This is a genomic window from Collinsella aerofaciens, assembly GCF_040926185.1.
Classification (GTDB): domain Bacteria; phylum Actinomycetota; class Coriobacteriia; order Coriobacteriales; family Coriobacteriaceae; genus Collinsella; species Collinsella aerofaciens_BC.
In genome coordinates, this window is the sequence record NZ_JBCOIQ010000001.1 from 13,197 (window position 1) to 36,782 (window position 23,586).

The 23,586-nt window shown below is 60.5% G+C and carries 29 protein-coding genes; 2 read left to right on the forward strand and 27 right to left on the reverse strand.

The genetic code is table 11. The features are described from left to right. Positions 1–106: 106 nt before the first annotated feature. A complete protein-coding gene (tyrS, locus tag AB5750_RS00065) occupies positions 107–1,318 on the reverse strand; it encodes a tyrosine--tRNA ligase (RefSeq protein WP_195361112.1) in 1,212 nt (403 codons plus the stop codon). A gap of 96 nt (positions 1,319–1,414) precedes the next feature. Next, positions 1,415–3,373 carry a U32 family peptidase gene (locus AB5750_RS00070; protein ID WP_368144997.1) on the reverse strand — a complete coding sequence of 653 codons (1,959 nt, stop codon included), beginning with the start codon at positions 3,371–3,373 and terminating at the stop codon, positions 1,415–1,417. A 162-nt stretch (positions 3,374–3,535) separates the two neighbouring features. Between AB5750_RS00070 and AB5750_RS00075 the strand changes: the two genes are divergently transcribed. Beyond that, the gene (locus tag AB5750_RS00075; protein ID WP_368144998.1) at positions 3,536–5,740 is read left to right on the forward strand and encodes a transglycosylase domain-containing protein; all 2,205 of its coding nucleotides are present in this window, start codon (positions 3,536–3,538) and stop codon (positions 5,738–5,740) included. 185 nt (positions 5,741–5,925) lie between these two features. Here AB5750_RS00075 and AB5750_RS00080 read toward each other — a convergent pair whose 3' ends face one another. The 23 genes from AB5750_RS00080 to yqeB all read right to left on the reverse strand — a co-directional run bounded on the left by AB5750_RS00080 (position 5,926) and on the right by yqeB (position 20,626). Further along, positions 5,926–6,363, reverse strand: a complete 438-nt coding sequence (locus AB5750_RS00080; RefSeq protein WP_006235280.1) for an arginine repressor — start codon at positions 6,361–6,363, stop codon at positions 5,926–5,928. 132 nt (positions 6,364–6,495) lie between these two features. Further along, the gene (locus AB5750_RS00085) at positions 6,496–7,536 is read right to left on the reverse strand and encodes a glycosyltransferase family 2 protein (RefSeq protein ID WP_368154869.1); all 1,041 of its coding nucleotides are present in this window, start codon (positions 7,534–7,536) and stop codon (positions 6,496–6,498) included. A gap of 161 nt (positions 7,537–7,697) precedes the next feature. Next, the gene (gene truA / locus AB5750_RS00090) at positions 7,698–8,522 is read right to left on the reverse strand and encodes a tRNA pseudouridine(38-40) synthase TruA (protein ID WP_368145000.1); all 825 of its coding nucleotides are present in this window, start codon (positions 8,520–8,522) and stop codon (positions 7,698–7,700) included. 92 nt (positions 8,523–8,614) lie between these two features. Beyond that, positions 8,615–9,082: a 50S ribosomal protein L17 gene (gene rplQ, locus AB5750_RS00095; RefSeq protein WP_099432038.1), complete on the reverse strand. Its 468-nt coding sequence runs from the start codon at positions 9,080–9,082 to the stop codon at positions 8,615–8,617. 30 nt (positions 9,083–9,112) lie between these two features. Further along, positions 9,113–10,054, reverse strand: a complete 942-nt coding sequence (locus tag AB5750_RS00100; protein ID WP_006235276.1) for a DNA-directed RNA polymerase subunit alpha — start codon at positions 10,052–10,054, stop codon at positions 9,113–9,115. 32 nt (positions 10,055–10,086) lie between these two features. After that, entirely contained in the window at positions 10,087–10,683 is a 597-nt protein-coding gene (rpsD, locus tag AB5750_RS00105; RefSeq protein ID WP_006235275.1) for a 30S ribosomal protein S4, read from the reverse strand. A gap of 19 nt (positions 10,684–10,702) precedes the next feature. Then, positions 10,703–11,107 (reverse strand): 30S ribosomal protein S11, encoded by a 405-nt coding sequence (gene rpsK / locus AB5750_RS00110; RefSeq protein ID WP_006235274.1) that lies wholly within the window; start codon positions 11,105–11,107, stop codon positions 10,703–10,705. 14 nt (positions 11,108–11,121) lie between these two features. Next, positions 11,122–11,496, reverse strand: a complete 375-nt coding sequence (gene rpsM, locus AB5750_RS00115; RefSeq protein WP_022094275.1) for a 30S ribosomal protein S13 — start codon at positions 11,494–11,496, stop codon at positions 11,122–11,124. A gap of 14 nt (positions 11,497–11,510) precedes the next feature. Continuing rightward, positions 11,511–11,624, reverse strand: coding sequence for a 50S ribosomal protein L36 (gene rpmJ, locus AB5750_RS00120; protein ID WP_006363204.1), 114 nt, complete (start codon positions 11,622–11,624; stop codon positions 11,511–11,513). A gap of 150 nt (positions 11,625–11,774) precedes the next feature. Then, positions 11,775–11,993: a translation initiation factor IF-1 gene (gene infA / locus AB5750_RS00125; protein WP_035137443.1), complete on the reverse strand. Its 219-nt coding sequence runs from the start codon at positions 11,991–11,993 to the stop codon at positions 11,775–11,777. A 232-nt stretch (positions 11,994–12,225) separates the two neighbouring features. Beyond that, complete coding sequence (map, locus tag AB5750_RS00130) at positions 12,226–13,014, reverse strand: type I methionyl aminopeptidase (RefSeq protein ID WP_368145001.1); 789 nt, start codon at positions 13,012–13,014, stop codon at positions 12,226–12,228. Further along, positions 13,011–13,637: an adenylate kinase gene (locus AB5750_RS00135; RefSeq protein WP_368145002.1), complete on the reverse strand. Its 627-nt coding sequence runs from the start codon at positions 13,635–13,637 to the stop codon at positions 13,011–13,013. Before AB5750_RS00135 ends, map begins: the two co-directional genes overlap by 4 nt. 18 nt (positions 13,638–13,655) lie before the next feature. Further along, positions 13,656–14,942 carry a preprotein translocase subunit SecY gene (gene secY, locus AB5750_RS00140; protein WP_368145003.1) on the reverse strand — a complete coding sequence of 429 codons (1,287 nt, stop codon included), beginning with the start codon at positions 14,940–14,942 and terminating at the stop codon, positions 13,656–13,658. Then, positions 14,936–15,385: a 50S ribosomal protein L15 gene (rplO, locus tag AB5750_RS00145; RefSeq protein WP_006235267.1), complete on the reverse strand. Its 450-nt coding sequence runs from the start codon at positions 15,383–15,385 to the stop codon at positions 14,936–14,938. The genes secY and rplO overlap by 7 nt, the downstream gene beginning before the upstream one ends. 3 nt (positions 15,386–15,388) lie before the next feature. After that, positions 15,389–15,571 carry a 50S ribosomal protein L30 gene (gene rpmD, locus AB5750_RS00150; protein ID WP_006235266.1) on the reverse strand — a complete coding sequence of 61 codons (183 nt, stop codon included), beginning with the start codon at positions 15,569–15,571 and terminating at the stop codon, positions 15,389–15,391. Between the two features lie 2 nt (positions 15,572–15,573). Then, a complete protein-coding gene (gene rpsE / locus AB5750_RS00155; protein ID WP_195364328.1) occupies positions 15,574–16,098 on the reverse strand; it encodes a 30S ribosomal protein S5 in 525 nt (174 codons plus the stop codon). Between the two features lie 14 nt (positions 16,099–16,112). Next, positions 16,113–16,481, reverse strand: coding sequence for a 50S ribosomal protein L18 (gene rplR, locus AB5750_RS00160; RefSeq protein WP_006235264.1), 369 nt, complete (start codon positions 16,479–16,481; stop codon positions 16,113–16,115). A 75-nt stretch (positions 16,482–16,556) separates the two neighbouring features. After that, entirely contained in the window at positions 16,557–17,093 is a 537-nt protein-coding gene (rplF, locus tag AB5750_RS00165) for a 50S ribosomal protein L6 (protein ID WP_006235263.1), read from the reverse strand. Between the two features lie 33 nt (positions 17,094–17,126). Then, positions 17,127–17,525 carry a 30S ribosomal protein S8 gene (gene rpsH, locus AB5750_RS00170; protein ID WP_006235262.1) on the reverse strand — a complete coding sequence of 133 codons (399 nt, stop codon included), beginning with the start codon at positions 17,523–17,525 and terminating at the stop codon, positions 17,127–17,129. 119 nt (positions 17,526–17,644) lie between these two features. Next, positions 17,645–17,830: a type Z 30S ribosomal protein S14 gene (locus AB5750_RS00175; RefSeq protein ID WP_022094280.1), complete on the reverse strand. Its 186-nt coding sequence runs from the start codon at positions 17,828–17,830 to the stop codon at positions 17,645–17,647. A 79-nt stretch (positions 17,831–17,909) separates the two neighbouring features. After that, positions 17,910–18,467: a 50S ribosomal protein L5 gene (gene rplE / locus AB5750_RS00180; protein WP_006235260.1), complete on the reverse strand. Its 558-nt coding sequence runs from the start codon at positions 18,465–18,467 to the stop codon at positions 17,910–17,912. A gap of 311 nt (positions 18,468–18,778) precedes the next feature. Further along, positions 18,779–19,822 carry an XdhC family protein gene (locus AB5750_RS00185; protein WP_368145004.1) on the reverse strand — a complete coding sequence of 348 codons (1,044 nt, stop codon included), beginning with the start codon at positions 19,820–19,822 and terminating at the stop codon, positions 18,779–18,781. 9 nt (positions 19,823–19,831) lie between these two features. Continuing rightward, complete coding sequence (yqeB, locus tag AB5750_RS00190; protein WP_368145005.1) at positions 19,832–20,626, reverse strand: selenium-dependent molybdenum cofactor biosynthesis protein YqeB; 795 nt, start codon at positions 20,624–20,626, stop codon at positions 19,832–19,834. A 102-nt stretch (positions 20,627–20,728) separates the two neighbouring features. On the opposite strand from yqeB, the gene yqeC reads away from it, so the two are divergent. Beyond that, positions 20,729–21,463: a selenium cofactor biosynthesis protein YqeC gene (gene yqeC / locus AB5750_RS00195; RefSeq protein WP_368145006.1), complete on the forward strand. Its 735-nt coding sequence runs from the start codon at positions 20,729–20,731 to the stop codon at positions 21,461–21,463. Positions 21,464–21,572: 109 nt separating this feature from the next. Here the strand turns inward: yqeC and hydA are convergent, their stop codons facing one another. Continuing rightward, positions 21,573–22,940 (reverse strand): dihydropyrimidinase, encoded by a 1,368-nt coding sequence (gene hydA / locus AB5750_RS00200; RefSeq protein ID WP_368145008.1) that lies wholly within the window; start codon positions 22,938–22,940, stop codon positions 21,573–21,575. Between the two features lie 9 nt (positions 22,941–22,949). After that, the gene (locus AB5750_RS00205; protein ID WP_368145009.1) at positions 22,950–23,564 is read right to left on the reverse strand and encodes a nucleotidyltransferase family protein; all 615 of its coding nucleotides are present in this window, start codon (positions 23,562–23,564) and stop codon (positions 22,950–22,952) included. Positions 23,565–23,586: the final 22 nt, after the last annotated feature.

The following is a 23,586-nucleotide window of genomic DNA, read 5'->3' on the forward strand; positions in this document are numbered from 1 at the left end:
TCCCCAAGTGCCGACCAGCGAGAGATTTTCCACGCTCAACTTAAAAGGCCGCAGCCGGAATCGTTCCGGCTGCGGCCTTGTTGCACTTGTGAGGTCAACTCGCTCGTTAGACCAGCTTGAAGCCCTTGCGCTTGCCCACAGAGAGGGTGTCGCCCAGTTTGAGGGCGCTCGGATCGATGTTGTAGCTCTTGGGAGCCACAGCCTTGCCGTTGATCTTGACGCCGCCGCCGTCGATGTCGCGGCGGGCCTGACCGGCGCTGGCCGAAAGGCCCAGGTCCTTGAGCAGGCCGGCGAGGTAAATCTGGCCCTCGTCGTTGACGGTCAGCTCAACGTGCTTCTCGGGGAAGTCGGCAAGCTGGCCCTCCTTGAACACACGGTCGAACTCGGCCTGGGCCTCGTCGCCGGCGCCGGCGCCGTGGTAGGTATCGCACAGGTCGCGGCCCAGAGCGCGCTTGAGCTCGTAGGGGTCGGCAGAACCGTCGGCCAGGGCGGCGTCGATCTTGTCGACCTCGGCCGGGGCGAACGAGCTGGCCAGACGATAGTACTTGCCGATCATCTCGTCGGGGATGGACATGGTCTTGCCGAACATATCCTTGGGAGCGTCGGTCAGGCCGATGTAGTTGCCATAGGACTTGGACATCTTGCGCACGCCGTCGGTGCCCTCGAGCAGCGGCATGGTGAGCGCGATCTGCGGCTCCATGCCCATCTTCTCCATGAGCTCGCGACCAGCGAGCAGGTTGAAGAGCTGGTCGGTGCCGCCCATCTCCACGTCGGCCTTGATCTGAACGGAGTCGAAGGCCTGCATCACGGGATACAGGAACTCATGCAGGGCGATCGGCGTCTGAGACTGGTAGCGCTTGGTAAAGTCATCGCGCTCAAGAATGCGGGCGACGGTGAACTTGGAGCACACCTGAAGCAGGCCGGCCAGATCCATCGAAAGGATCCAGTCGCCGTTGTGCACGATGGTGGTCTTCTCGGGATCCAGGATCTTCATGGCCTGGCTCACATAGGTCTCGGCATTGGCCTCAATCTGCTCCTGCGAAAGCTGCGGACGGGTGGAATTCTTGCCCGAAGGGTCGCCAATCAGCGCGGTACCGTTGCCGATGATGAGGGTGACGTTGTGGCCCAGGTCCTGGAACTGACGCATCTTGCGCAGCGGCACAGCGTGGCCCAGGTGCAGGTCGGGGCTGGTGGGGTCGACGCCGAGCTTGATGTTGAGGGGCTCGCCCTTCTCAAGCTTCTTGCGAAGGTCGGCCTCGGGAACGATCTGCGCGGCGCCCGAGGTGATGATACGCATTTGCTCGTCAACAGACAGCATTGGGTATCCTCCTTTTGCTATAGCACCCTCGCCGAAAACGGCGGTGCTGGAAGTCCATAAACTCTCTTATGATAACAAACTGACGCGACGCGGCACTTACGACAGGAAAATCCTCGTCCTGCCGCATGCGTCAATGGCAACTGGCAGACGTGTACCGTCACGCTCGACCAGATAGCGTACCTGCCGACGACGCAAGCAGTCGCGGCAACGGACCTGTCCCGTCGCATCGGTGGCGCAGACGCCCTCGGCGGTCAGCAGGCAGTGCTCGCACACCATAAGCTCGGGACGGTCGGCGTCGACCGGACCCAAGACGTCGGGCTCAGCAGCCAGTTCGGCAATACGCTCCGCATCATTGCCGAGCAACTCGGCCGGCAAGTACACCCGCCCCGCACCAAGTCCGCGCAGCCAGGTAAGCGTGGCCCGATTCGCGCAGAACACCGGCGCCGCCACGTCAAACGTCACGCCCAGCTCGCGAGCGATCACCACCTGTCCTAGGTTGCGGCAGACGACGCGCCCGGCACGCTGCATCAGTGAGCAGGTCCGGTCAGCGTCACCCGTGCGGCACACCTCGTCAAGCACCACAACGGCGTCGGACAAATCGAGTTCTCCGCGCGGGTCGGCATCCATCAGCTGCCAAGCAAAAACCATGCGAGTGGGAACCGCGCACTCCACCAACTCCGTCGACGCACCGCCATCCACCGCAACGTCCTCAAAGGGCAGTGCCTCAACGGCACGTGCAACGGGCGCAATCGCATCCGCCTCGGCCCGCATGCGCTCCAACACCGCCGCCGTCTGATCCAACACGCCGGCGCTGCGAATCAGGTATACCTCGCAGCCCGTGTCCACCTTACGCTTGCAATGCACGACGACGCGCTTCCCCGCTGCGGCATCCACCGGGCAGGGCACCTGCGGCCAGCGCTTAGGCACATCGGGACGCGCGTCGACACCCGGATAAAACCGAATCTCGAGCGTGTCACCCGCCGCCACGGCAGCGTCGAGCTCAACGGTCACCTCTTCGTGGCCCACAGCGACCAAGCGCCCCACGCGCACGCCCTGGTTAATCGCACGCTCAAAGCTCATCAGCTCGGCACCCGAACGCCCTCGCAGGTACGCATCGGTAAACCCACGGTTAAACGACCTTCCCAGCTCGCGCTCAAGCTCTTCCACGGTACCGGGGTCCCACGCGCCGTCGCGCAGCATATCGAGCGCCCGGCGCCAAACCCGCACCACGTTGAATACGTAATCGGGGTTCTTCATGCGCCCCTCGATCTTGAGCGACGCAACGCCGGCATCTACAAGCTCGGGCAGATGCGCAATACCCAGATAGTCATGCGGACACAGCAGACGATCTCCCTCGACGGCGACAACGCTCTGTCCCGCCTCGTCCACTAGGTCGTACGCCAGACGGCACGGCTGCGTGCAGTCGCCGCGCATCGCCGAGCGCCCACGCCGCAGGGCCGAGAACTCGCACGCCCCCGAATAGCCGATGCAAATCGCACCGTGGCAGAATACCTCGATGGGCACGCCCGTGGCACATAGCGCCGCAATCTCGTCGACCGTCAGCTCGCGTGCCGTCGTCACGCGCTCGACCCCAAGCTCATCGGCGGCAAGCCGCACGGCGCTCTCGCTATGAGCGCCCGCCTGCGTGGACAGGTGAATCTCGACCCCGGGAATCGCCGCGCGCAGCGCGCAGGCCAACCCGGCATCGGCGACAATCAGAGCATCGGCGCCCAACTCCAGTGCATGAGCTCCCAACGCCACCGCGTCGGACAACTCATCGTCAAACACGAACACGTTGAGCGTTACGTACACACGCACGCCATGGGCATGCGCCACGGCGCAGCCGCGCGCAAACTCGTCATCCGTAAAGCCATGGGCGCTCACACGGGCGTTAAAGCCGCCCAACCCCGCATAGATGGCATCGGCACCCGCGGCGATGGCCGCAAGCATCTGGTCGAGTCCGCCCGCCGGCGCCAGCAGCTCGGGCAGCGCCGCACCGGCAGCATCCAATCCAGTCTCGTATTGTCCGCTCGGCCCCATCGTCCGAATCGCCATCGACAAACTCCTTACCAAGGTATGCATTCACTCTGAAAAATGCCGTCTTCCAGCATACACGAGGCCTCGCGCGCCCCGTTTGGTTTATCGTGTAATAACTTATGTCCATCCTGCCCCGACGGCACATCCACCGTCCGGCACGACATACCTGGAGGTCAATATATGGGTCCTCGCCAACGACAGGGACGCAGCCGTTCAAAGACGCATGCTCTGCCCATAATCCTGCTCTCGTTTTTGGGCTTTTTGCTTATCGCGGGCGTGGCGTTTGGCATCGGCATGGTCGGCAACGTCAACCGCTGGCTGTCCGATCTGCCCGACTACACCGACGCCAACGCGTATCTGGTGAGCGAGCCCACCGAGATCGTCGACTGCAACGGCAACAAGATCGCGAGCTTCTACACGCAATACCGCAAGTCCATCACCAAGGACGAGGTCTCCCCCTACGTGCTGCAAGGCACCGTTGACGTCGAGGACGAGCGCTTCTACGAGCACGGCGGCATCGACCTGTGGGGTATCGCGCGTGCTGCGGTGGCAACCCTCGGCGGCGGGCACGAAGGCGCCTCGACTATCACCCAGCAGCTTGTGCGCAACACCATCCTGCAGGAGGAGCAGTTCGACTCGACCATTGAGCGTAAGGTGCGCGAGGCCTACATCGCCATCAAGATGGAGGACATGTACTCCAAAGACGAGATCCTCATGATGTACCTCAACACCATCTATTACGGCCACGGCGCCTACGGCATCGAGGCCGCAGCCGAGACCTATCTGTCCAAGAGCGCCGCCGACCTCACCCTCAGCGAGGCCGCGCTGCTCATCGGCCTTCCCAACTCGCCTTCGCAGTACGACCCCACGGTCAATCCCGATCTGGCACTCTCTCGCCGCAACAAGGTTCTCGACAACATGCTGCGCCTGGGCCACATCACCCAGGAGGAGCACGATGCCGCACAGGCCGAGCCCATCACCCTCAATGTGACCGAAATCTCGGGCAGCGGCCTCGACGTTTACTCGCAGCCCTACTTTGTCTCCTACGTCAAGCAGCTGCTGGAGCAGGAGTTCTCGACCGACGTGCTCTTTAAGGGCGGCCTGACCGTCAAGACCACCATCGACCCCACGATGCAGCAGGTGGCAGAGAATGCCGTCCGCGAGCAGCTCGACACGCTCTCGCTTGACGGCCTGGACATGGGCATGGTCGTCGTCGACCCCAAGACCGGCTACATCAAGTGCATGGTGGGCGGCTACGACTACAACGCCGACGAGAACCACGTAAACCATGCCACGGCCAAGCGTCCCGTCGGCTCCACCTTTAAGGCCTTTACGCTGGCAACTGCCATCCAAAACGGCATGAACCCCAACGTCACCCTCAACTGCAACTCGCCGCTCAAGGCCAAGGGCACCACGACCGAGGTCCAAAATTACGCCAACCAGAGCTATGGCAACATCACGCTTAAGCAGGCGACGGCATACTCCTCCAACACCGGCTACATCCAGGTGGCGGAAGCCGTCGGTAACAGCAAGATCATCTCGCTCGTCAAAAAGCTCGGCATCGACCCCGCCAAGGACAACATCGAGGACGTTCCCGTCATGACCCTCGGCACCGGCTCGATCTCGCCGCTCGAGATGGCCGCCGCCTACGCGACGTTTGCCAACGGCGGCTACTATCGCCAGCCGATCGCCATCACCGAGATTGACTCTCGTACCGGTTCGGTGCTGTACCAGCACACCGACAATCCCTCACAGGTGCTTACCGAGGGCGAGGCCGCCGCGGTCACCGATGTTCTGTCCGGCGTCATGAAGGGCAGCGGTACGGGTGCTGCCGGCGCCCTGAGCGTCAACCAGCCCTATGCCGGCAAGACGGGCACCACCGACAACACCACCAACCTGTGGTTCTGCGGCTATACCCCGCAGCTGGCGTGCGCCCTGTGGACCGGCTATTCCGCGGGCGAGATCCCCATCCAAAAGTACGGCACGGACCTGCTGGGCGACAGCACCAACCTGCCTGTCTTTAAGCGGTTTATGAACACCGTTCTGACCGGTACCGAGCGCGAGGAGTTTGCGACCGGAACGGCGCCCACCTACAAGAACAACAGCGTCTGGAAGTTCTACGGCACCAATAACACCAAGAAGTCGGAGAACGACGACAAGGACAAGGACGAAGAGGAAGAGGAAACCACCACAACGACTACCACGACGACCACGACCACCGAGACCACGGGCGGCGACACCACCGGCGGCACCGGTACGACCGGTGGCTCGACGGGCGGCTCCACTGGTGGTTCGACCGGCGGCGATGGCGGCACGCCTACGCCTACGCCTACGCCTACGCCCACTCCCGACCCCTCGCCCACGCCTGACGATACGGTCGGCTAAGAAATACGCGACTAAAGCCAACAAGGCCCCGAGCAGCTTATTGAACTGCTCGGGGCCTTTTAGTTTGAAGCGACCTGGTGGGCGGTCTTTATACCGGCAAACAAAAAAGGGGTACCGACCAACGTCGATACCCCTTACAAGCCACTATGTAAGCGCACACAATGCCGAGCGCACGACCCGCACGCCTACTTGCGAGAATTGCTCAGCTTATTGATCAGCGCCTCGAGACGCTCGCCGTCCTCGGCCGTCTGGGCAATAACCAAAATCGTATCGTTGCCGGCAAGCGAGCCAAGTACATCGGGCAACTCTGCCGCATCAACGGCGGCGGCGATGCCGGAAGCCGTGCCAGGCTGAGCCTTGATCATAACCAGATTATCGGTACGCAGAACGCCCGTTACGAGCTCGGAAACCATACGCTGCAGGTGCAAGTCCTCTGCCAGAACATAGATGCCCTCAGGGAGCTTACGCAGCCCCATGTCGGCAATATCGCGAGAGACAGTCGCCTGCGTGCAATCAAAGCCCATAGCACGGAGCTCATCAACCAGCACGCGCTGCGTGCGGACATCCTTATTGCGCACAATATCTCTAATGGCATCCTGGCGCCCATTGCGTTTTTTAGCCATACAAACCCTCTCTCCAAAAGATGGCGGAGACAATCAATCAGTGATTGAATAGCTTAACGCTATTTGAAGGCTTTTGTGTATAAGAACGCATTTCGAAACAATTCTATGCAAGTTTGTTTCGTAATGAGCCGTTTAGGCGGTTTTTGCGCCCGTCCGGTTAAGAAAAGCTGCCAGATGCGTACACATCACGCAGCGCGCGGGCTTAGCGCTGGCGATCGGCCCAAACAACAGACCCAGTCCCCGATGGTTGTCCTTGAGCGCGGCGACCATCTGACGGGTTCGAGGCGCCTCGAGCATATCACGCATGCGGGCGGAACGCTCGATTGACGACACTCCATGCGGGCTCAGACACAAATTCTCGATGCAGGCAACCAGTCCGACAAAGTAGAACTTTTGGCTTGCCAGCTTGAGCCGACCACCGCTATCTGCTTCCGAGAGTGAGTCCGCAAGCTCGTCGAGCGCTCGGGTGTCATCGGATACCTTGGCATACATGGTGGGATCAAAGGCATCTGTAAGCTTAGGCGCTACCGCGTGGAAACAAGCGTCGCCGCATCCGGAGACACGCTGCGCCTGCGAGAGCGCGCATGCCATAAACCCAACTGTACGAAACGCCTTGTCGCACAAAAGGCATGCCTCAAACAGCGGACGGCTATACATCACGCCAGAGACTTGAGCAACCAAGCCGCCTAAAATCAACTGAGGCAGCCCGGCCACCATCGAAGATTTGCTATCAATGGAAATATGAGTAGCATCCAAGACGCGCGAATGGCGCTCTCGATGTGCATCATAGCGGTCGAGCGACACCGTGGGGAACACTATGTCTGCCGCAGTATCGCACGCGATATCGACCATCTTGGAAAGGGATTGCGGAGCAAACCACTCATCGGCGTTCATGGCGATGATTTGAGAGCCGCGCGAGGCAGCAAAACCGGCACGAAGACACGCGCCGCGCGTCGCGTCCTCGACGTCAATCAAATCAATATGGATGTCCCTGTCGGCAGCAACTTGAAGCGAATGGCGCACACCGGGCGCAGTATCGCGACAGACAACGACAATCTGCAAATCGTAGAGGTCTTGGTTCTGGATACTCTCGAGCGCACGCATCGCATAGCTGGGCGAACCTTCTACCACAAGGATCACCGAAAGTCGCGGATGCGAGCCACGTCGAACCAAATTATCCGTCCTCTCGACAGCAGTGAATCAAACCGTGGTTCATGGTACACCCCGGCAATAAAAGCAATGAGACACCGGTTGCATTGCACGCCAAGAACAGATGTTGCACACGCGCAGCCCACAGATGACAGGTGTCGACGCACGACACGTCGAGCCCTCCCCTAGTCGAGCACGACAAGCTCGGCGGGATCGTAATCCACGCCCATAAACGTAAGGCCGCAGGCAGGAGCCGTGGGGCCCGCAGCGGTGCGGTCGCAAGCATCGATAACCTCGCGCATCCACTCGGGTTCACGGCGATGCATGCCAATCTCGACGAGCGTGCCCACAATGGTGCGCACCATCGAATGCAAAAATGCGTTGCCCTCGATGGTGAGCGTCAGGATGTCCTCGCCAAACGCAACCTCATGGCCAAATTCGGCACGCATCACGCAGCGATGTGTGGGCTTGCCAACGGCCGAAGCAACCTTGCAAAAGCTTTTAAAGTCCTGCTCGCCCAGCAGCGCAGGGCAGGCAGCAGACATAGCCTCAACATCCAAGGGATAGCGATGCCACCACACGGCACCGCGGGACAGCACGGGGCGCGCATCTCGATCGGCAATACGGTACGTATACGTACGGGAACGCGCGTCAAAACGCGCAGAAAAGCCTTTACGGGCCTTGTAGACCTCGTTAATGGCGATATCTTTGGGCAGCAGGGCATCCATAGCCCGCAGCCACCTACGGCGCGTACAAGCGAGCTCATCGTCCGTTACGGGCACGCTGATGTACTGAGCCACGGCATGCACGCCGGCATCGGTACGCCCCGCGCACGTCAGATCGATCGGGCGGCGAAGCAGCGTCTCGATGGCTCGACGTAGCTCACCCGCAACCGTCGTCTGTCCCGGCTGCTCGGCAAATCCGCTATACGACGAGCCATCATAGGCCACGCGAAATACGAGTGTGGCGTCAAGCTCGGAAATCGAATTGAAATCAGACGGCACAGTCATGGGCGCTCCCAACAAACAAGCAACGGTATCGCGACAAAAAAAGAGGGGTACGCGAACGTACCCCTCGAATATAGCCTATGCAGACGGAATGTCTACTCAGCGCTCTCCTCGGCAGCAGTCTCCTCGACAGCCTCGACCTTCTTGGGAGCAGCGGCCTTCTTGGGGGCCGGAGCAGCCTTCTTGGCCTTAGGCGTGCAAGGCTCGGTGACGAGCTCCATGATAACGATGGGAGCGTTGTCGCCCTTACGGTTACCGAGCTTCATGATGCGGGTATAACCGCCGTTGCGGTCCTGCCACATGCCCTGAGCAGCCTTGTCGAAAATCTCGGCAACGAGCTGCTTATCGCCGAGCTTGGCGATAGCCAGACGACGAGAGTGCAGGTCGCCCTTCTTGGCCCAAGTGATGATCGGGTCGACAACCGAACGCAGCGCCTTAGCGCGGGTCTCGGTGGTCTTGATGCGGTCGTTCTCGAAGAGGGCCTTAGCAAGGCTCTTCTTCATGGCCTTGGTGTGGCTCGCATCGGTGCCGAGCTTCAGGCCCTTCTTAACGTTGTGACGCATGGTCTAGTTTCTCCTCAAATATGCGAAGCATTAAGCCTTCAGGCTCAGGCCCATGGACTCAAGCTTGTCCTTCACTTCCTCGATCGACTTAACACCGAAGTTACGGATGTTGAGCAGATCGTTCTCCGAGAACTCAACGAGCTGACGGACCGAGTGAATGCTGGCGCGCTTAAGGCAGTTGTAGGAACGGACAGAAAGGTCCAGATCCTCAATCTGCTTGTCCAGCTCGGCGTTGTCGTTGGTGACCTCGGGAGCGAAGATCGAAGCCTCCTCCTCGACCTCGGGGGTCTCGGCAAGGTTCATAAAGGCGGCCATATGCTGGTTGATGATATTGGCAGCCTGGACCACGGCGTCGCGCGGGGCGATGGAGCCGTTGGTCTCGATCTCGAGGACAAGGCGGTCGTAGTCGGTGTGCTGACCGACACGGCAAGCCTCAACGAGCTTGGCGCAACGGGAAACCGGCGAGTACAGCGAGTCGACGTGGATCACACCGATGGGATCGTTGTCGCGCTTGTTGGCCTCGCCAGAAACATAGCCGCGGCCATAGCCGATGCGCATGCTCATGGTGAGATGGCCACCCTCGGTGAGCGTAGCAATGTGCTGCTCGGGGTTGACCAGCTCAAACTCGGACGGAATAAAGAAGTCCGCACCGGTGACCTCGCAGGGGCCGTCAACCGAGATGGTGGCGGTCGCCTCGTCGGTCGTGCCGAGAGCCCTGAAGACAAGACCCTTGACATTCAGGACGATGTCGGTGACATCCTCGACCATGTTAGGGATGGTCATGAACTCGTGCTGCGCACCATCGATCTGAATAGCCTCGACGGCGGCACCCTCGAGCGAGGACAGAAGAACGCGACGAAGGGAGTTACCCAGCGTATCGCCGTAGCCACGCTCGAGCGGCTCGACGGAGACACGAGCAGACGTCTCGTTGATCTCTTCGACCTGAACCTGAGGCCTAATGAATTCTGACATGTATTACCTCCAGCCTCAGCAGCCCGGATGGACTACTTAGAGTAGAGCTCGACGATGAGCTGCTCGTTGATATCACCGCTGATCTGCTCACGCGTCGGCAGAGCGAGCACGTTACCAGACAGCTTCTCGATATCGACCTCGAGCCAGCCAGGGACCTCAAAGCGCTCGGAGGAAATCAGAGCCTCCTTGATGGGGAGGAGGTCACGGAACTTCTCGCCGACAGCGACGACGTCGCCGGCCTTGACGCGGTAGGACGGGATGTCCACGCGCTTGCCGTTCACGGTAAAGTGACCGTGACGGACGGACTGACGAGCCTCTTTGCGGGTGCGGGCGAAGCCAAGACGGAAGACAACGTTGTCGAGGCGAGACTCAAGGATGATCATGAGGTTCTCACCGGTGACGCCGTTCATCTTACGGGCCTTGTTGAAGTAGCCGTGGAACTGCTTCTCCAGAACGCCATAAATAAACTTGACCTTCTGCTTCTCGCGCAGCTGCATGCCGTACTCAGATTCCTTGCGACGGCGCTTGGGCTGACGGATAGATTCCTTCTTGCTGCTGTAACCGAGCTCAGCGGGATCGATCCCGAGCTGACGGCAGCGCTTAAGAACAGGAGTCCTGTCGATTGCCATATTGATACGATCCTTTCAGTTACACGCGGCGACGCTTCTTGGGGCGGCAGCCGTTGTGCGGAATGGGGGTCTTGTCCTGGATGCTCGAGACCTCGAGGCCAGCAGCCTGGAGGGAGCGGATGGCGGTCTCACGACCGGAGCCGGGGCCCTTGACGAAGACGGAAACCTTCTTCATACCGTGCTCCATGGCCTGCTTGGCAGCAGCCTCGGCAGCCATCTGGGCAGCGAACGGCGTGGACTTACGGGAGCCCTTGAAGCCCACCTGGCCAGCCGACTTCCAGGAAATGACGTTGCCCTGGGGATCGGTGATCGAAACGATCGTGTTGTTGAACGTAGAACGAATGTGAGCCTGGCCCACGGAAATGTTCTTACGGTCCGCGCGCTTCAGACGGGCAGCGCGAACGTTCTTCTTAGCAGTAGCCATCTATCTAGCGCTCCTTATTTCTTCTTCTTAGCACCGATCTGACGCTTCGGGCCCTTGCGGGTACGAGCGTTAGTGTGGGTGCGCTGGCCGCGGACCGGGAGGCCCTTGCGGTGACGAAGGCCGCGGTTGCAGCCGATGTCCATAAGGCGCTTGACGTTCTGGTTGCGCTCACGGCGGAGGTCGCCCTCAACCATGATCTGGTTCTTGTCGATATAATCGCGGATGGCGTTAACCTCATCCTCGGTGAGGTCCTTAACGCGCGTATCCACGTTAACGTTGCACTCGACGCAAATCTTCGTCGCAGTGGTGCGGCCGATGCCGTAAATGTAGGTCAGACCGATCTCAACGCGCTTCTCACGCGGGAGGTCGACACCATTAATACGGGCCAACGTAGTCTCCTCTCTTAACCCTGACGCTGCTTATGACGGGGGTTCTCGCAAATGACGAGGACCTTGCCATGGCGCCTAATGATTTTGCACTTATCGCACATCTTCTTGACCGAAGGACGTACCTTCATCGTTCTTCCTTTCGGTAGCGCTCAAACTACTTCCCTACTATCTACTCGCCCAGCCGCAGGCGTTTAAAACTATGGCTGGTCTTCACACACAATCCGACCGTAGGTTGAGCTAAGCCTGCAGTCGGAAATAGAGTGCGTGTATGCGTGCCGCTATTTGTAGCGATAGGTGATGCGGCCGCGGGTCAGGTCGTACGGGGAAAGCTCCACGACAACCCTGTCACCGGGGAGAATACGGATGTAATTCATTCGGATCTTGCCAGAAATGTTGCACAGAACCGAATGACCGTTCTCGAGCTCGACCTTAAACATGGCGTTGGGCAACGGTTCCTTCACCGTACCCTCGAGCTCAATTGCGTCTTCCTTCTTCACAAGCAATCATCTTTCTCTAGAAAACGACAGCGATTGAGTATTCTACAATACGCGCGCACGTATCGTAATATCTTCGTAATGGCTCCACAACTAAGTGAAACTTGTTACTTTTTGAAATGTAAAACAAAGCCGTTTCCTGATGCCCAAGATCGCCTTGAAATGAGAAGGCATAGACCTTGGGTCATGCCTTCGAAATTGAAAGGCGAGGTTGGGCATCAGGGGGCGGCGACTTTTACATTTCGCCGCCTTGCAAGGAGCACCAAGCGCCTTGCGCGTCGGTGGTGAGAATCACCGGGCCGTCATCGGTGATGGCGACGGTGTTCTCGTAGTGCGCGGCGGGCAGGTGGTCGTTGGTCGTGACGATCCAACCATCGGAGCCCGTGCTCACATGATTGGATCCCATCGTGACCATCGGCTCGATGGCAATGACCATACCGGCCTGGAGACGAACGCCCCTCCCTTTCTTTCCGTAATTCGGAACATTGGGGTCCTCGTGCATCACATGGCCAATACCGTGCCCCACATAATCGCGAAGCACGCCATAGCCGTGAGACTCGGCGAGGGACTGTACGGCATAACCAATGTCCCCAATATGGTTACCGGGAACAGCCTGCTCGATGGCAGCCTTAAGGCAATCGCGCGTAACCTCGCACAGGGCCTTGGCCTCGGGCGTAGGGGTACCAACGAAAAACGTCCAAGCGTTATCGCCGTCCCAACCGTCGACAACGGCACCCGTATCGATGGAGATGATATCGCCATCGCGCAGAATCATGTCGGGATTGGGAATACCGTGGACCACGGCATCGTTAATCGATGCGCAAATGGTACCGGGGAAACCGCCGTAACCCTTAAAGGCCGGGGTGCCACCATGCATGCGGATAATCTGCTCCGCAAGCTGATCGAGCTCAAAGGTCGAAACACCAGGGCGAACCATGGCTCCAACGTGGCGGAGCGCCATCTTAGATAGCGCTCCTGCCTTCTTCATCTGCTCGATTTGCGTTGCAGACTTAATCTTGATCATAGACCGAGAGCCTCTTTGACATCCCCGTACACGGTCTCGCGAGCCTGGTCACCATTGACCGACTTAAGCAGACCCTGGCCACGATAGTAGTCGACGAGCGGGCTCGTGGACTTCTCGTAGACGTCGAGACGGTTCTTGATGGTCTCGGGCTTGTCGTCGTCGCGCTGATACATCTCGCCATCACACTTGGGGCAGGTAGCATCGGCAGCGGTGCCGGTGTAACCGCAGGCGCGGCAGGTGCGACGCGAAGACAGACGGTCGATGATGACCTCGGGGGCCACGTCGACCAGAAGGGCGCAGTCAATCTCGCGACCCATGGCGGAGAGCTCGGAATCGAGCGTCACAGCCTGGGCGGTGTTGCGCGGGAAGCCATCGAGGATGAAGCCCTGCTGGGCGTCATCGGCGGCAAGGCGCTCCTTGACAAGGTCGATAACGAGCTGGTCGGGAACGAGCTCGCCGGCGTCCATGTACTTCTTAGCCTGAATACCAAGCTCAGTGCCACCCTTGACGGCAGCACGCAGCAGGTCGCCCGTGGAAATGTGAGCGACGCCGAACTCGGCGACGAGCTCCTGTGCGACGGTGCCCTTACCGGCACCCGGAGCTCCGAGCAATACGAGGTTCATGAGCAATCCTCCTCTAGCCTATTTAAAGAATCCATCGTAATCATACATCTTGATCTGGCCTTCGAGCTTATCGACCGTGTCGAGCACGACGCCGACCATGATGAGGATGGACGTGCCGCCAAATGCCTGGATCAGCTGGTTACCCGTAAAGGAGAAAATGATCGAAGGCACGATGGCGATAAGCGCCAAAAAGACAGCGCTGGGAAGCGTAATCTTGTTGAGCGCGTTCTTGATGTAGGCCGCGGTAGCCCTACCCGGACGGACGCCCGGAATAAAGCCGCCCTGCTTCTTAAGGTTGTCGGCCGTGTCATCGGGGTTGAACACCATGGAGGTGTAGAAGTACGCGAAGAACACGATGAGGACAACGTTAAGCACCCAGTTGAGCCAACCGGTCGAGAGCGCGGAGGCAACTGCCTGAATCCAGCCGATGCCGGGGAAGAACACAGCAATCTGGGCCGGGAAGTACAGCAACGCCGAAGCGAAGATGATCGGCACGACGCCCGCGGTGTTGACCTTGATGGGCAGGTAGGTGGTCTGGCCACCCATCATGCGACGGCCCACGACGCGCTTGGCGTAGGAGACCGGGATGCGGCGCTGGCCGCGCTCAAGGAAAACGATCAGCGGGATGACCAGCAGGATGATGGCGCAGATGATCACCATGGTGATGATGCCACCGGCGTTACCCTCGGTGCTGGAGAAGATCGCCTGCGGAAGACCGGCCATGATGTTCGCGAAGATGATCAGCGACATGCCATTGCCGATACCGCGCTGGGTGATGAGCTCACCAATCCACATGATCAGCATGGCGCCCGCGGTGAGCGTACCGACGATCATGAGGTCAAAGATGATCTCGGGAGCGCCGGCACCGTTGAAGCTAATGCCGAAGCTCTTAAAGAGGAAGAGGTAACCCACGGAGTTGAGGATAGCCAGAGCCAAGGTGAGGTAACGCGAATACTGCGTAATCTTGGTCTGACCGACCTCGCCCTCGCGGGCAAGCTCATGCAGGGAAGGCACGACGGCCTGGAGCATCTGGAGGATAATCGAGCTCGTGATGTACGGCATGATGCCCAAAGAGAACACCGAGACATAGCTCAACGCGCCACCAGAGAAAAGATTCAGGAGGGCCATAGCACCTGCGGCGACCGAGTTGCTCCCGGTCGAGAAAAGGCCCAGCATCCCGTGGAAGGGAATGCCGGGCACAGGAACGTGCGCACCAATGCGGTACACGACGAGCATAGCTATGGTAAAAAGAATCTTTTCGCGCAGTTCTTTGATGCGGAAAGCATTCTTAAGACCATTTAGCACGGCAGCTCGACCTTTCCGCCGGCGGCCTCGATCTTGGCCTGCGCAGAAGCGCTGACCTTGTCGACCTTGACCGTGAACTTCTTGGTGAGCTCACCATTGCCGAGCACCTTGACGGGCTCGAACTCGCTCTTGGTGATGCGAGCGGCCTTAAGAGCGGCACCGTCGATTACAGCGCCGTCCTCGAACTTACGCTCGAGACGCTCAACGTTGACAGCGGTGTACTCGATACGACGGGGGTTGCGGAAGCCCGGAAGCTTGGGCAGGCGCATAGCCAGCGGAGTCTGGCCACCCTCGAAGCCGGCACCCTTGGTGCCACCAGAGCGGGAGCCCTGGCCCTTCTGGCCGCGGCCAGAAGTGGTGCCGTGACCCGAAGAATTGCCACGGCCGACGCGCTTGCGGTTCTTGGTGGAACCGGGCGCGGGAGTAAGATCGTGAAGCTGCATTTGCTACTCCTCTACAATCTCGACAAGGTGCTTGACCTTGAAGATCATGCCGCGGACGGACTCGTTGTCAGCAATCTCGCGAACCTCGCGGATCCTGTGGAGACCGAGGGCACGGACAGTACGGACCTGGTCCTGCTTGCAACCGTTGGTGCTGCGGACCTGCTTGATCTTGATGGTGTCAGCCATGCTTAGTTCTCCTTACCGACGAACATCTCGGAGACCGTCAGGCCACGGCGAGCCGCGACGTCCTCAGGGCTGGAGAGCTCCTTGAGGCCCTCGACGGCAGCCTTGATGATGTTAAGGCCGTTGTCGGTACCGAGGGACTTGGACAGGACGTTCTTGATGCCAGCAAGCTCAAAGAGGGGACGCACAGCGCCGCCGGCGATAACGCCGGTACCCTCGACAGCGGGCTTGATGATGATGCGGCCGGCACCAAAGTGACCGAGAACCTCGTGCGGGATGGTGCCCTGATCGGTCACCGGCACGTGGAACATGTTCTTCTTGGCATCGAGAGACGCCTTGGAGATGGCCAGGGGCACCTCAGCGGACTTGCCCATGCCAACGCCGACGTTGCCCTTGCCGTCGCCAACGACGACGAGAGCGACGAGGCTCATGCGACGACCACCCTTGACGGTCTTCGACACGCGGTTGATGTAAACGACGCGCTCCTCGAACTCGGAGGCCTCGCGCTGCTGCTTCTGATTACGAGCCATGTGCTACATACCTCCTAGAACTCGAGACCGGCGGCACGAGCACCGTCGGCGAGGGCCTTGACGCGGCCATGGTAGATACGGCCACCGCGATCGAAGGCGACCTTGGTGATGCCGGCCTCGATGGCGCGCTTGCCAACGAGCTGACCGACCTTCTCCGCAGCCTCCTTGTTCGAGGTGTGGGTGCCCTTAAACTCGGCCTCGAGGGTCGAGGCAGAGACGAGCGTCAGGCTGGAGCCCTTGCTGTCGTCGATGATCTGGGCATAGATGTTGGCGTTAGTACGGGTCACGCGAAGACGCGGACGCTCGGAGGTACCCGAGACCTTGCCGCGAACACGACGCTGACGACGCTTGAGGCCTTCCAGCTTCGCCTTATGCTTGTTCATACGTAAACTCCTAAAAAGGTTGATCTTGCCAGCACCTGACGGGGTGCTGGTCTTATGCGAGTGAGTCGGTTACGACTACTTGGCGGCCTTACCCAGCTTGCGGCGGATGTGCTCGCCAACATAGTGGATACCCTTGCCCTTGTAAGGCTCGGGAGGACGATGACCGCGGATCTCAGCGGCGATCTGACCGACCTGCTGCTTGTTGATACCCTTGACGTTCACGTGGGTGTTGTCGGGAACCTCGAAGGTGATGCCCTCGGGAGCCTCGACGATCACGGGGTGCGAGAAGCCCAGGGAGAACTCGAGGTTCTTGCCCTTCTGCTGCACGCGGTAACCGACGCCGGCGAGCTCGAGCTTCTTCTCGAAGCCCTCGGAAACGCCAACAACCATGTTGTGGATGAGGGCGCGGGTGAGGCCGTGGCGGGCACGGGTCTCACGCTCGTCGTCGGGACGGGAAACGGTGAGGACGTTGTCCTCGACGTTGATAGCGAGCTTCTCAAAGACATCGAGCTCGAGCTGGCCCTTGGGGCCCTTGACGACAACGTTGTTGCCGTTGACTGCCACTTCGACTCCGGCGGGAATCTGGACAGGCTTATTACCGATACGAGACACGGTGATCTCCTTTCCTTCTACCTACCGAGCGAATTACCAGACGTAAGCGATGATCTCGCCGCCGACGTTGTGCTTGCGAGCATCGCGGTCGGTCATGACGCCATGGCTGGTGGAAATAATGGCGGTACCAAGGCCACCGCGGACGCGGGGCATGTCGGCAACGCCGGTGTACTTACGCAGGCCCGGCTTGGAAATGCGGCGGATGCCGTTGATGACCTTAGCCTTCTTGGGACCATACTTAAGCGTGATGTGCAGAGTCTTCTGGGGAACGGTGTCCTCGACATCGTAGCCCTCGATGTAGCCCTCCTCGTGCAGAACACGAGCGATCTCGACGAGCTTCTTGCTGCTCGGCATGGAGACCGTGGCCTTGTTCACAGAGTTAGCGTTACGGATGCGCGTAAGCATATCTGCGATCGGGTCTGTAAGGTTCATACAGATTCTCCTTCGTTCTTGATGAACACGTGCTCTTGGTTCTTCGCCGCCCTTAACGGCAAAGCCTAACTAGCGCGTTTTCCCTGTTCCAAACGGATGCTTGAAACGCTGGTAGTGACTTACCAGCTGGCCTTCTTAACGCCGGGAAGCTCGCCCTTGAGTGCAAGCTCACGGAAGCAGACACGGCACAGGCCGAACTTGCGGTACACAGAGTGCGGACGGCCGCAGCGCTGGCAGCGCGTGTACTCACGAGTAGAGAACTTCTGCTTGCGATTGCACTTGACGATCATCGATGTCTTAGCCACTTATATCCTCCTCACATAGAGTATTGTTCGCCCCAAACGCCGCCCCCTTGTGGGAACGGCGCTTATAGGGCAGGTGAACCTATTTCTTGAACGGGAAACCGAAGGCGTCCAGAAGGGCCTTGGCCTCCTCATCGGTGTTGGCGGTGGTCACGAAAGTGATGTCCATACCACGCTGGTGATCGACGGAGTCAAAGTCGATCTCGGGGAAGATGAGCTGCTCGGTGACGCCCATGGAGAAGTTACCACGGCCGTCGAAGCTCTTGGCGGAGATACCGCGGAAGTCGCGGATACGGGGGATCGCGACGGAGGTCAGACGATCGAAGAACTCCCACATACGGTCGCCACGCAGGGTAACCTTGCAGCCGATCGGCATACCAGCGCGCAGGCGGAAGGTAGCGATGGACTTGCGGGCACGGGTGATCATCGGCTGCTGGCCGGTGATGGCGCGCAGGTCGCGCACGGCACCGTCGATGGCCTTGGAATCGGTAGCGGCCTCGCCGACACCCATGTTCACGACGATCTTCTCAAACTTGGGGATCATCATGACGTTCTCGTACTGGAACTTGTCCTGAAGCTGCTGCTTGACCTCGTTGTTGTACTTGGTCTTCAGACGCGGCACATACTTCTCTTCTGCCATTGTTCACTCCTTCTTGGGGTTTTAAGCACGGGGCGTGGCCACGATGGGTTGTCCTCGTGCCTCCTGGCTGCATCCGCGCCGCTCATGGCATTTCGCGGTTTGGACTCGACGCAGCAGGAGCCGACAAAACAATCGGTACTATACGCGCATTGGGTGCGCATTTCCAGAAAAACCTCGTCTGCCTGCACAACTCCACAACTCCCCCGCACAAATGGGTCCCAAAAAGCAGTTGCGGTGAAATAGGGACTGTTTGGCAACCTAACAGGCTTAAACAATCCGTATTTCACCGCAGCTTATTGGTGGGGATGCGATTAGCGCTTGCGGGGGACGAGTTTGGTGCGGCGCAGGTGGATCATCTCGGCGGCGATGGAGATGGCGATCTCCTCGGGATCCTCGGCCTCGATGGCGACACCGATCGGCAGGTGCAGCTCGTCGATCTGGTCCTGTGTAAAGCCCTCCTGCTCCAGGCGGGCGCGCACAAAGGCCGTCTTGCGGCGCGAGCCCAGGCAGCCCAGGTAGGCAGGCTTGGCGCGCATGGCCTGAATCACCACGTCGATATCGGACTTGTGACCTGCTGTAGCGACCACCACCAGATCGCGCGGACCGATGGGGCACTGCTTGCTCAGGTTCTTGTAATCGACCAGGCGACGGTCGTAGACACCGGGCACCCATTCGGGTGTCAACGTGCCGGGGCGATCGTCGCACGCTACAACGGCAAAGCCCGCCGCCGTGAGCACCCGCGCCGTCGCGGCGCCCACGTGGCCGCAGCCAAAGATATAGGTCAGGCCCTCGGGGCAGAGCGTCTCGATGTGCGCCGGGGGAATCTCGGAGGCGGCGTTGGTGTAGGTGACCTTACTCCCCTCCTCCACCAGCGAAAGCCCGGGGCAGCCCGCAATGGTGCGGCGCGATTCCTTGCCATGGTACTCGGCCACATCGCCCTCGAGTGCGCTCGCGATAAACGGCTCAAAGTCGATGACGAAGTCGCCGATGCGCCGATAGGCCAAGACGTTGGCTATTTCTTGGAACAACGATGCCTGAGTCGCATCCAGATGCAGGTAGCACAGGCAGATGGCTCCGCCGCAGATCATGCCGGTATCGGAGTTCTCGCCGCCCATGGTGTAGCGGACCAGACGCGACTGTCCCGCGCTCAGGAGCTCGCGCGCCTCGTCCAGCGCAAAGAGCTCGATCTTGCCGCCGCCGATGGTACCCGCTTGGCTGTCATCGGCAAAGACGGCCATCCAGGCGCCCACGCCGCGCGGCGATGACCCTGCCGTGCCGGCCACGACCACCAGCTCGCACGTCTCGCCAGCACGCAGAGCGCCAAGCGCAGCATTCACCACATCGAGCTTTTCCATTGCCGCCTTCTATCCTCTAAAGACATCGGTGAGCATAGCGAGTGCCTCGAGCACGCCGCCGCCGACCGACGTCGCTTTGTCCGAAATGTAGTTGATATAGCTGGCATCGCCGCGCGGATCGACATCGGCGCATTTAAAGCCCTCGGTCACCTGCACGCCGTTCGCCAAAAGCCCGCGCAGACAGCCATCGATCTGCGTGCGCATGGGCATATCTCCCGCGTAGCCAATCACGTTTCCGGCACTCACGATGTCGCCGATTGCGCGGTCGGACCGAAACACGCCGGCGGCGGGGCTGTGAATAACGCGCTCTTTGCCATAGCCGGCGATAATGCCTGGCACGCCCGTGTTGGGCTGGGGCGAACCCTGGGTGATGACGCGGCCGAGAAAATGCCCGCGCATGGTCTCGACCACGGCGTCACAGTCAACCGGCGCGGTAAAGCCCGGCCCCACGGCGATGACGGCAGGCGCCATGTCGCGCGTGGTGCTCAGGTTGCGCTTGGCCAAAATCGCGTCGACCACAGCCGCGGGTTTCAGCTCGCCGAGCATCTTGGCCTGGGGGTCCACCACAACGGCGACGTCTCCAGCCTCGGTAATCGCAAGCGCCTCTGCCGGCGTCTGTGCCAAGCGAGCGCGAATGCCTTCGACCTCGACCTCGCCCAGGCGAATGGCCTCGCAAAAACTGATTGTGCGGCGGATGCACGTGGGAACCGCGATATCGGCCATAACGACCGACACGCCGGCGCGAACCAAGCGAGCGGCGACGCCCGTGGCGATATCGCCAGCGCCGCGAACATAAACGAGCATTCCCGGGGCACCTCCCTGTGCTACGGTTTGAGCAGAGCAAAAGCGGTTCGACCGCTACTCTGATGATTATTTATTATCACAGTATTATACGGCGGTGAACAGATGGAAACGACGAGCGGAAACCTTGCCTCCGCGCTCAAGATCGAGCCGGGCATTACCGCAATTATCGGCAGTGGCGGCAAGTCGACATTGCTGAAGACGCTCGGCCTTGAGCTCATGCGCGCCGGCGGCAGGGTGCTCCTCTGCACCACCACGCACATGTTTCCCGTCGCCGGCGTGCCATGGGACGGGTCGAGCCGTCGCCTGGACGCCGCGCCTTGGAAGCCGGGGACCCTGCATGTTCCCGGCTGCACCTGCGAGGCATGCGCGGGACTTGCCCGCGGAAGCATCTGCCAGGCAGGTGTTTTGGACCCGGAGACAGGTAAGCTCTCCTCCCCTGCCGAGCCGCTCGACGAGCTGGCGCGGCGCTTTGACTATGTATTGGCCGAGGCAGATGGCAGCAAGCGACTCCCGCTCAAGGCGCATGCCGCCTGGGAGCCGGTGATTCCCTCTGGCACGGCCAACATCGTCTGGATCGCCGGCGCCTCAGGGCTCGGCAAGCCCATCAACGAAGCCGTCCACCGCCCCGAGCTCTTTTGCGAGCGTTGCGGCTGCGAGCCTACCGACATCGCCACACCCGAGCGCGTCGCCATGGTGCTCAATGCCGAGATGCAGGCGCTGAAACTCAGCACCGCACGCGTCATGCTCAACCAAGTCGACACGCTCAGCGACCCCACGATGGCCGACCGCTTCGAGGCAGCTCTCGACCGCCCCGTCGTCGCCAGCAGCCTCAAGTAGCCGGCCCCATCTCCTCAGTTGCGGTGAAATACGGACTGTTTGGCCGCCCGACGGCCGCAAACAGTCCGTATTTCACCGCAACTGAGGAGGGGACACGGCATCTTTGCTGCTAGCGGGGCACGTAGCGGCCGGGCTGGGCTCCGGTGGGCTCGCCATCGCGTGCCGCCAGCACGCCGTTCACAAACACGGCCTTGGCGCGGCCATGCGCCTCAAAGCCCTCGAGCGGCGTGTAGTCCACGGCCTGATGCTGCGTCGCCGCGCTAATGGTCCAGCGCGCCTTTGGATCCCACACGCACACGTCGGCATCGGCACCCTCGGCAAGACAGCCCTTGCGCGGATACATGCCAAAGACGCGCGCCGGGTTCTCACTCATCAAGCGGCACAAATCCTCGGGACCCAGCTGTCCCTCAAAGCTCGTAGCGATCGAGACGGGGCGATGCTCCACACCGGGCCCGCCGTTGGGAATCGCGCGGAAATCGTCGCGCCCGCGGTCCTTTTGCCCGTGCAGGTTAAAGCTGCAGTGGTCGGTTGCAATCGTATCGATCTCGCCGGCCACAAGCGCCTCGCGCAACGCGGCACGGTCACCGGCATGGCGCAGCGGCGGACTCATCACATACTTGGCGCCGGCAAAGCCGTCCTTTCCCTGCTCCAGATAGCAGGTATCATCGAGCATCAGATACTGAGGGCAGGTCTCGACATAGATGTTCTTCTGCCCGCGCGCTTTGGCAGCGCGAATGGCCTCGAGCCCCAGCTTGGTCGAAAGGTGCACCACGTTGACCGGAGCGTCCCCGGCCAAGTGTGCCAGATACAGTAGGCGGCTCACGGCCTCGGCCTCACACACGTCCGGACGGCTGAGCGCATGCCCCTCGGGCCCATGAATCCCCTGCTCGTACACGCGCTTCTGCAGTTCATTCACCAACGTGCCGTTCTCGCAATGCACGCACAGGATACCGCCCACGCGCTTGAGCTCCTCCAACACCTCGAGCGTCTCGGCATCGTCCAAGCGCAGGTGGTCATAGGCAAAGTAGGTCTTGAACGACGATACGCCCGCCTCGCGCATGGCCGAAAGGTCGGCGCAGTTGCGCTCGTTCCACTCGGCGAGTGCCATATGAAAGGCGTAGTTGGCCGTGCAGGTTCCGTCGGCGCGGCGATGCCACTCGGCCAAGGCATCGGGCATGGTCACGCCGCGATCGGCCGTCGCGTAGTCCACGATGGTCGTCGTGCCGCCGCAGGCAGCCGCGCGCGTGCCGGTCTCAAAGCTATCGGCTGTCCAATCCATGCCGGTCCAGCACTGCATGTGCGTGTGGCCGTCGATAAAGCCGGGAAACACCCAGCAGCCCGCGGCGTCCTCGACGGTATCGCCCTCGGCCGGCTCAATCGCCGCGGCAATCCGCACGATCTTATCGCCATCCATGGCAAGATCGGCACGGCGAAGCCCCTGTGGCGTCACGAGCGCGCCGTTTTTTATGATGATCATAATTGCTCCTTATTGATTGATGCTGTTGGCCACGCGATCAAAATACGAGCAGGCGGCGATATGCTCCGTTATGCGTTGCTGTCCCTTGGCGGTATCGACGTCCCACAGCTCGTAGGCACGCGCCTCGACCAGCACCACGTCGGTACGGTCCTTGAGGATCGAACCGCCGCCGTCCTTGCCCTCAAGACACATAAGTGCATCGAGCAGTTCCGCCGGAAAGAGCACCGGGCTCGAAGGCTCACCGTTGCACGCAAGACGCACCGGATGTTTGCGGCCACACTCGTCAAACGCACGAACCATAGCCTCAAATGAACCCGAACTCACGAGCGGCTGGTCGCCCGGCAAAAAGAGGCAACCTTTCCAGTTGCGTTCGACTCCCCATGAAAGGCCCGCACGGACGCTTTCGCTGCGCAGCTCGCCGTCGTGCAGCACGCACGGGCAATGCTTGTCCTCGCAAATCTGAGCGACCTCGGGCCAACGCGTCGAAACCACGACGTCAAAGCCCCGGGGAACCGAATCGATGGTCCGGGCAATCAGCGGCTCGCCATAGATATCGGCAAGCATCTTGTTGGAGCCAAACCGCTTGCCCTCGCCCGAGGCCATAATCACGCAACCGAGTTTCATCTCCGCAAACCTCCCCTGGCCA

What these genes read in the sequence shown, in the direction of transcription:
- rpsD (WP_006235275.1), bottom strand. Translation starts at nt 10,683, where the DNA reads ATGGCAATCGACAGGACTCCTGTTCTTAAGCGCTGCCGTCAGCTCGGG.
- rpmD (WP_006235266.1), bottom strand. Translation starts at nt 15,571, where the DNA reads ATGGCTGACACCATCAAGATCAAGCAGGTCCGCAGCACCAACGGTTGC.
- rplR (WP_006235264.1), bottom strand. Translation starts at nt 16,481, where the DNA reads ATGAACAAGCATAAGGCGAAGCTGGAAGGCCTCAAGCGTCGTCAGCGT.
- rpsK (WP_006235274.1), bottom strand. Translation starts at nt 11,107, where the DNA reads ATGGCTACTGCTAAGAAGAACGTTCGCGCTGCCCGTCTGAAGCGCGCG.
- AB5750_RS00075 (WP_368144998.1), top strand. Translation starts at nt 3,536, where the DNA reads ATGGGTCCTCGCCAACGACAGGGACGCAGCCGTTCAAAGACGCATGCT.
- truA (WP_368145000.1), bottom strand. Translation starts at nt 8,522, where the DNA reads ATGACTGTGCCGTCTGATTTCAATTCGATTTCCGAGCTTGACGCCACA.
- AB5750_RS00205 (WP_368145009.1), bottom strand. Translation starts at nt 23,564, where the DNA reads ATGAAACTCGGTTGCGTGATTATGGCCTCGGGCGAGGGCAAGCGGTTT.
- rpsH (WP_006235262.1), bottom strand. Translation starts at nt 17,525, where the DNA reads ATGAACCTTACAGACCCGATCGCAGATATGCTTACGCGCATCCGTAAC.
- yqeB (WP_368145005.1), bottom strand. Translation starts at nt 20,626, where the DNA reads ATGCTCGTTTATGTTCGCGGCGCTGGCGATATCGCCACGGGCGTCGCC.
- AB5750_RS00100 (WP_006235276.1), bottom strand. Translation starts at nt 10,054, where the DNA reads ATGTCAGAATTCATTAGGCCTCAGGTTCAGGTCGAAGAGATCAACGAG.
- AB5750_RS00080 (WP_006235280.1), bottom strand. Translation starts at nt 6,363, where the DNA reads ATGGCTAAAAAACGCAATGGGCGCCAGGATGCCATTAGAGATATTGTG.
- yqeC (WP_368145006.1), top strand. Translation starts at nt 20,729, where the DNA reads ATGGAAACGACGAGCGGAAACCTTGCCTCCGCGCTCAAGATCGAGCCG.
- AB5750_RS00185 (WP_368145004.1), bottom strand. Translation starts at nt 19,822, where the DNA reads ATGGAAAAGCTCGATGTGGTGAATGCTGCGCTTGGCGCTCTGCGTGCT.
- hydA (WP_368145008.1), bottom strand. Translation starts at nt 22,940, where the DNA reads ATGATCATCATAAAAAACGGCGCGCTCGTGACGCCACAGGGGCTTCGC.
- rplO (WP_006235267.1), bottom strand. Translation starts at nt 15,385, where the DNA reads ATGCAGCTTCACGATCTTACTCCCGCGCCCGGTTCCACCAAGAACCGC.
- rplE (WP_006235260.1), bottom strand. Translation starts at nt 18,467, where the DNA reads ATGGCAGAAGAGAAGTATGTGCCGCGTCTGAAGACCAAGTACAACAAC.
- rpsE (WP_195364328.1), bottom strand. Translation starts at nt 16,098, where the DNA reads ATGGCTCGTAATCAGAAGCAGCAGCGCGAGGCCTCCGAGTTCGAGGAG.
- AB5750_RS00070 (WP_368144997.1), bottom strand. Translation starts at nt 3,373, where the DNA reads ATGGCGATTCGGACGATGGGGCCGAGCGGACAATACGAGACTGGATTG.
- map (WP_368145001.1), bottom strand. Translation starts at nt 13,014, where the DNA reads ATGATCAAGATTAAGTCTGCAACGCAAATCGAGCAGATGAAGAAGGCA.
- rplQ (WP_099432038.1), bottom strand. Translation starts at nt 9,082, where the DNA reads ATGCGTCACAACGTTAAGAAGGGCCTGAAGCTCGGCACCGATGCGAGC.
- rpmJ (WP_006363204.1), bottom strand. Translation starts at nt 11,624, where the DNA reads ATGAAGGTACGTCCTTCGGTCAAGAAGATGTGCGATAAGTGCAAAATC.
- tyrS (WP_195361112.1), bottom strand. Translation starts at nt 1,318, where the DNA reads ATGCTGTCTGTTGACGAGCAAATGCGTATCATCACCTCGGGCGCCGCG.
- AB5750_RS00135 (WP_368145002.1), bottom strand. Translation starts at nt 13,637, where the DNA reads ATGAACCTCGTATTGCTCGGAGCTCCGGGTGCCGGTAAGGGCACCGTC.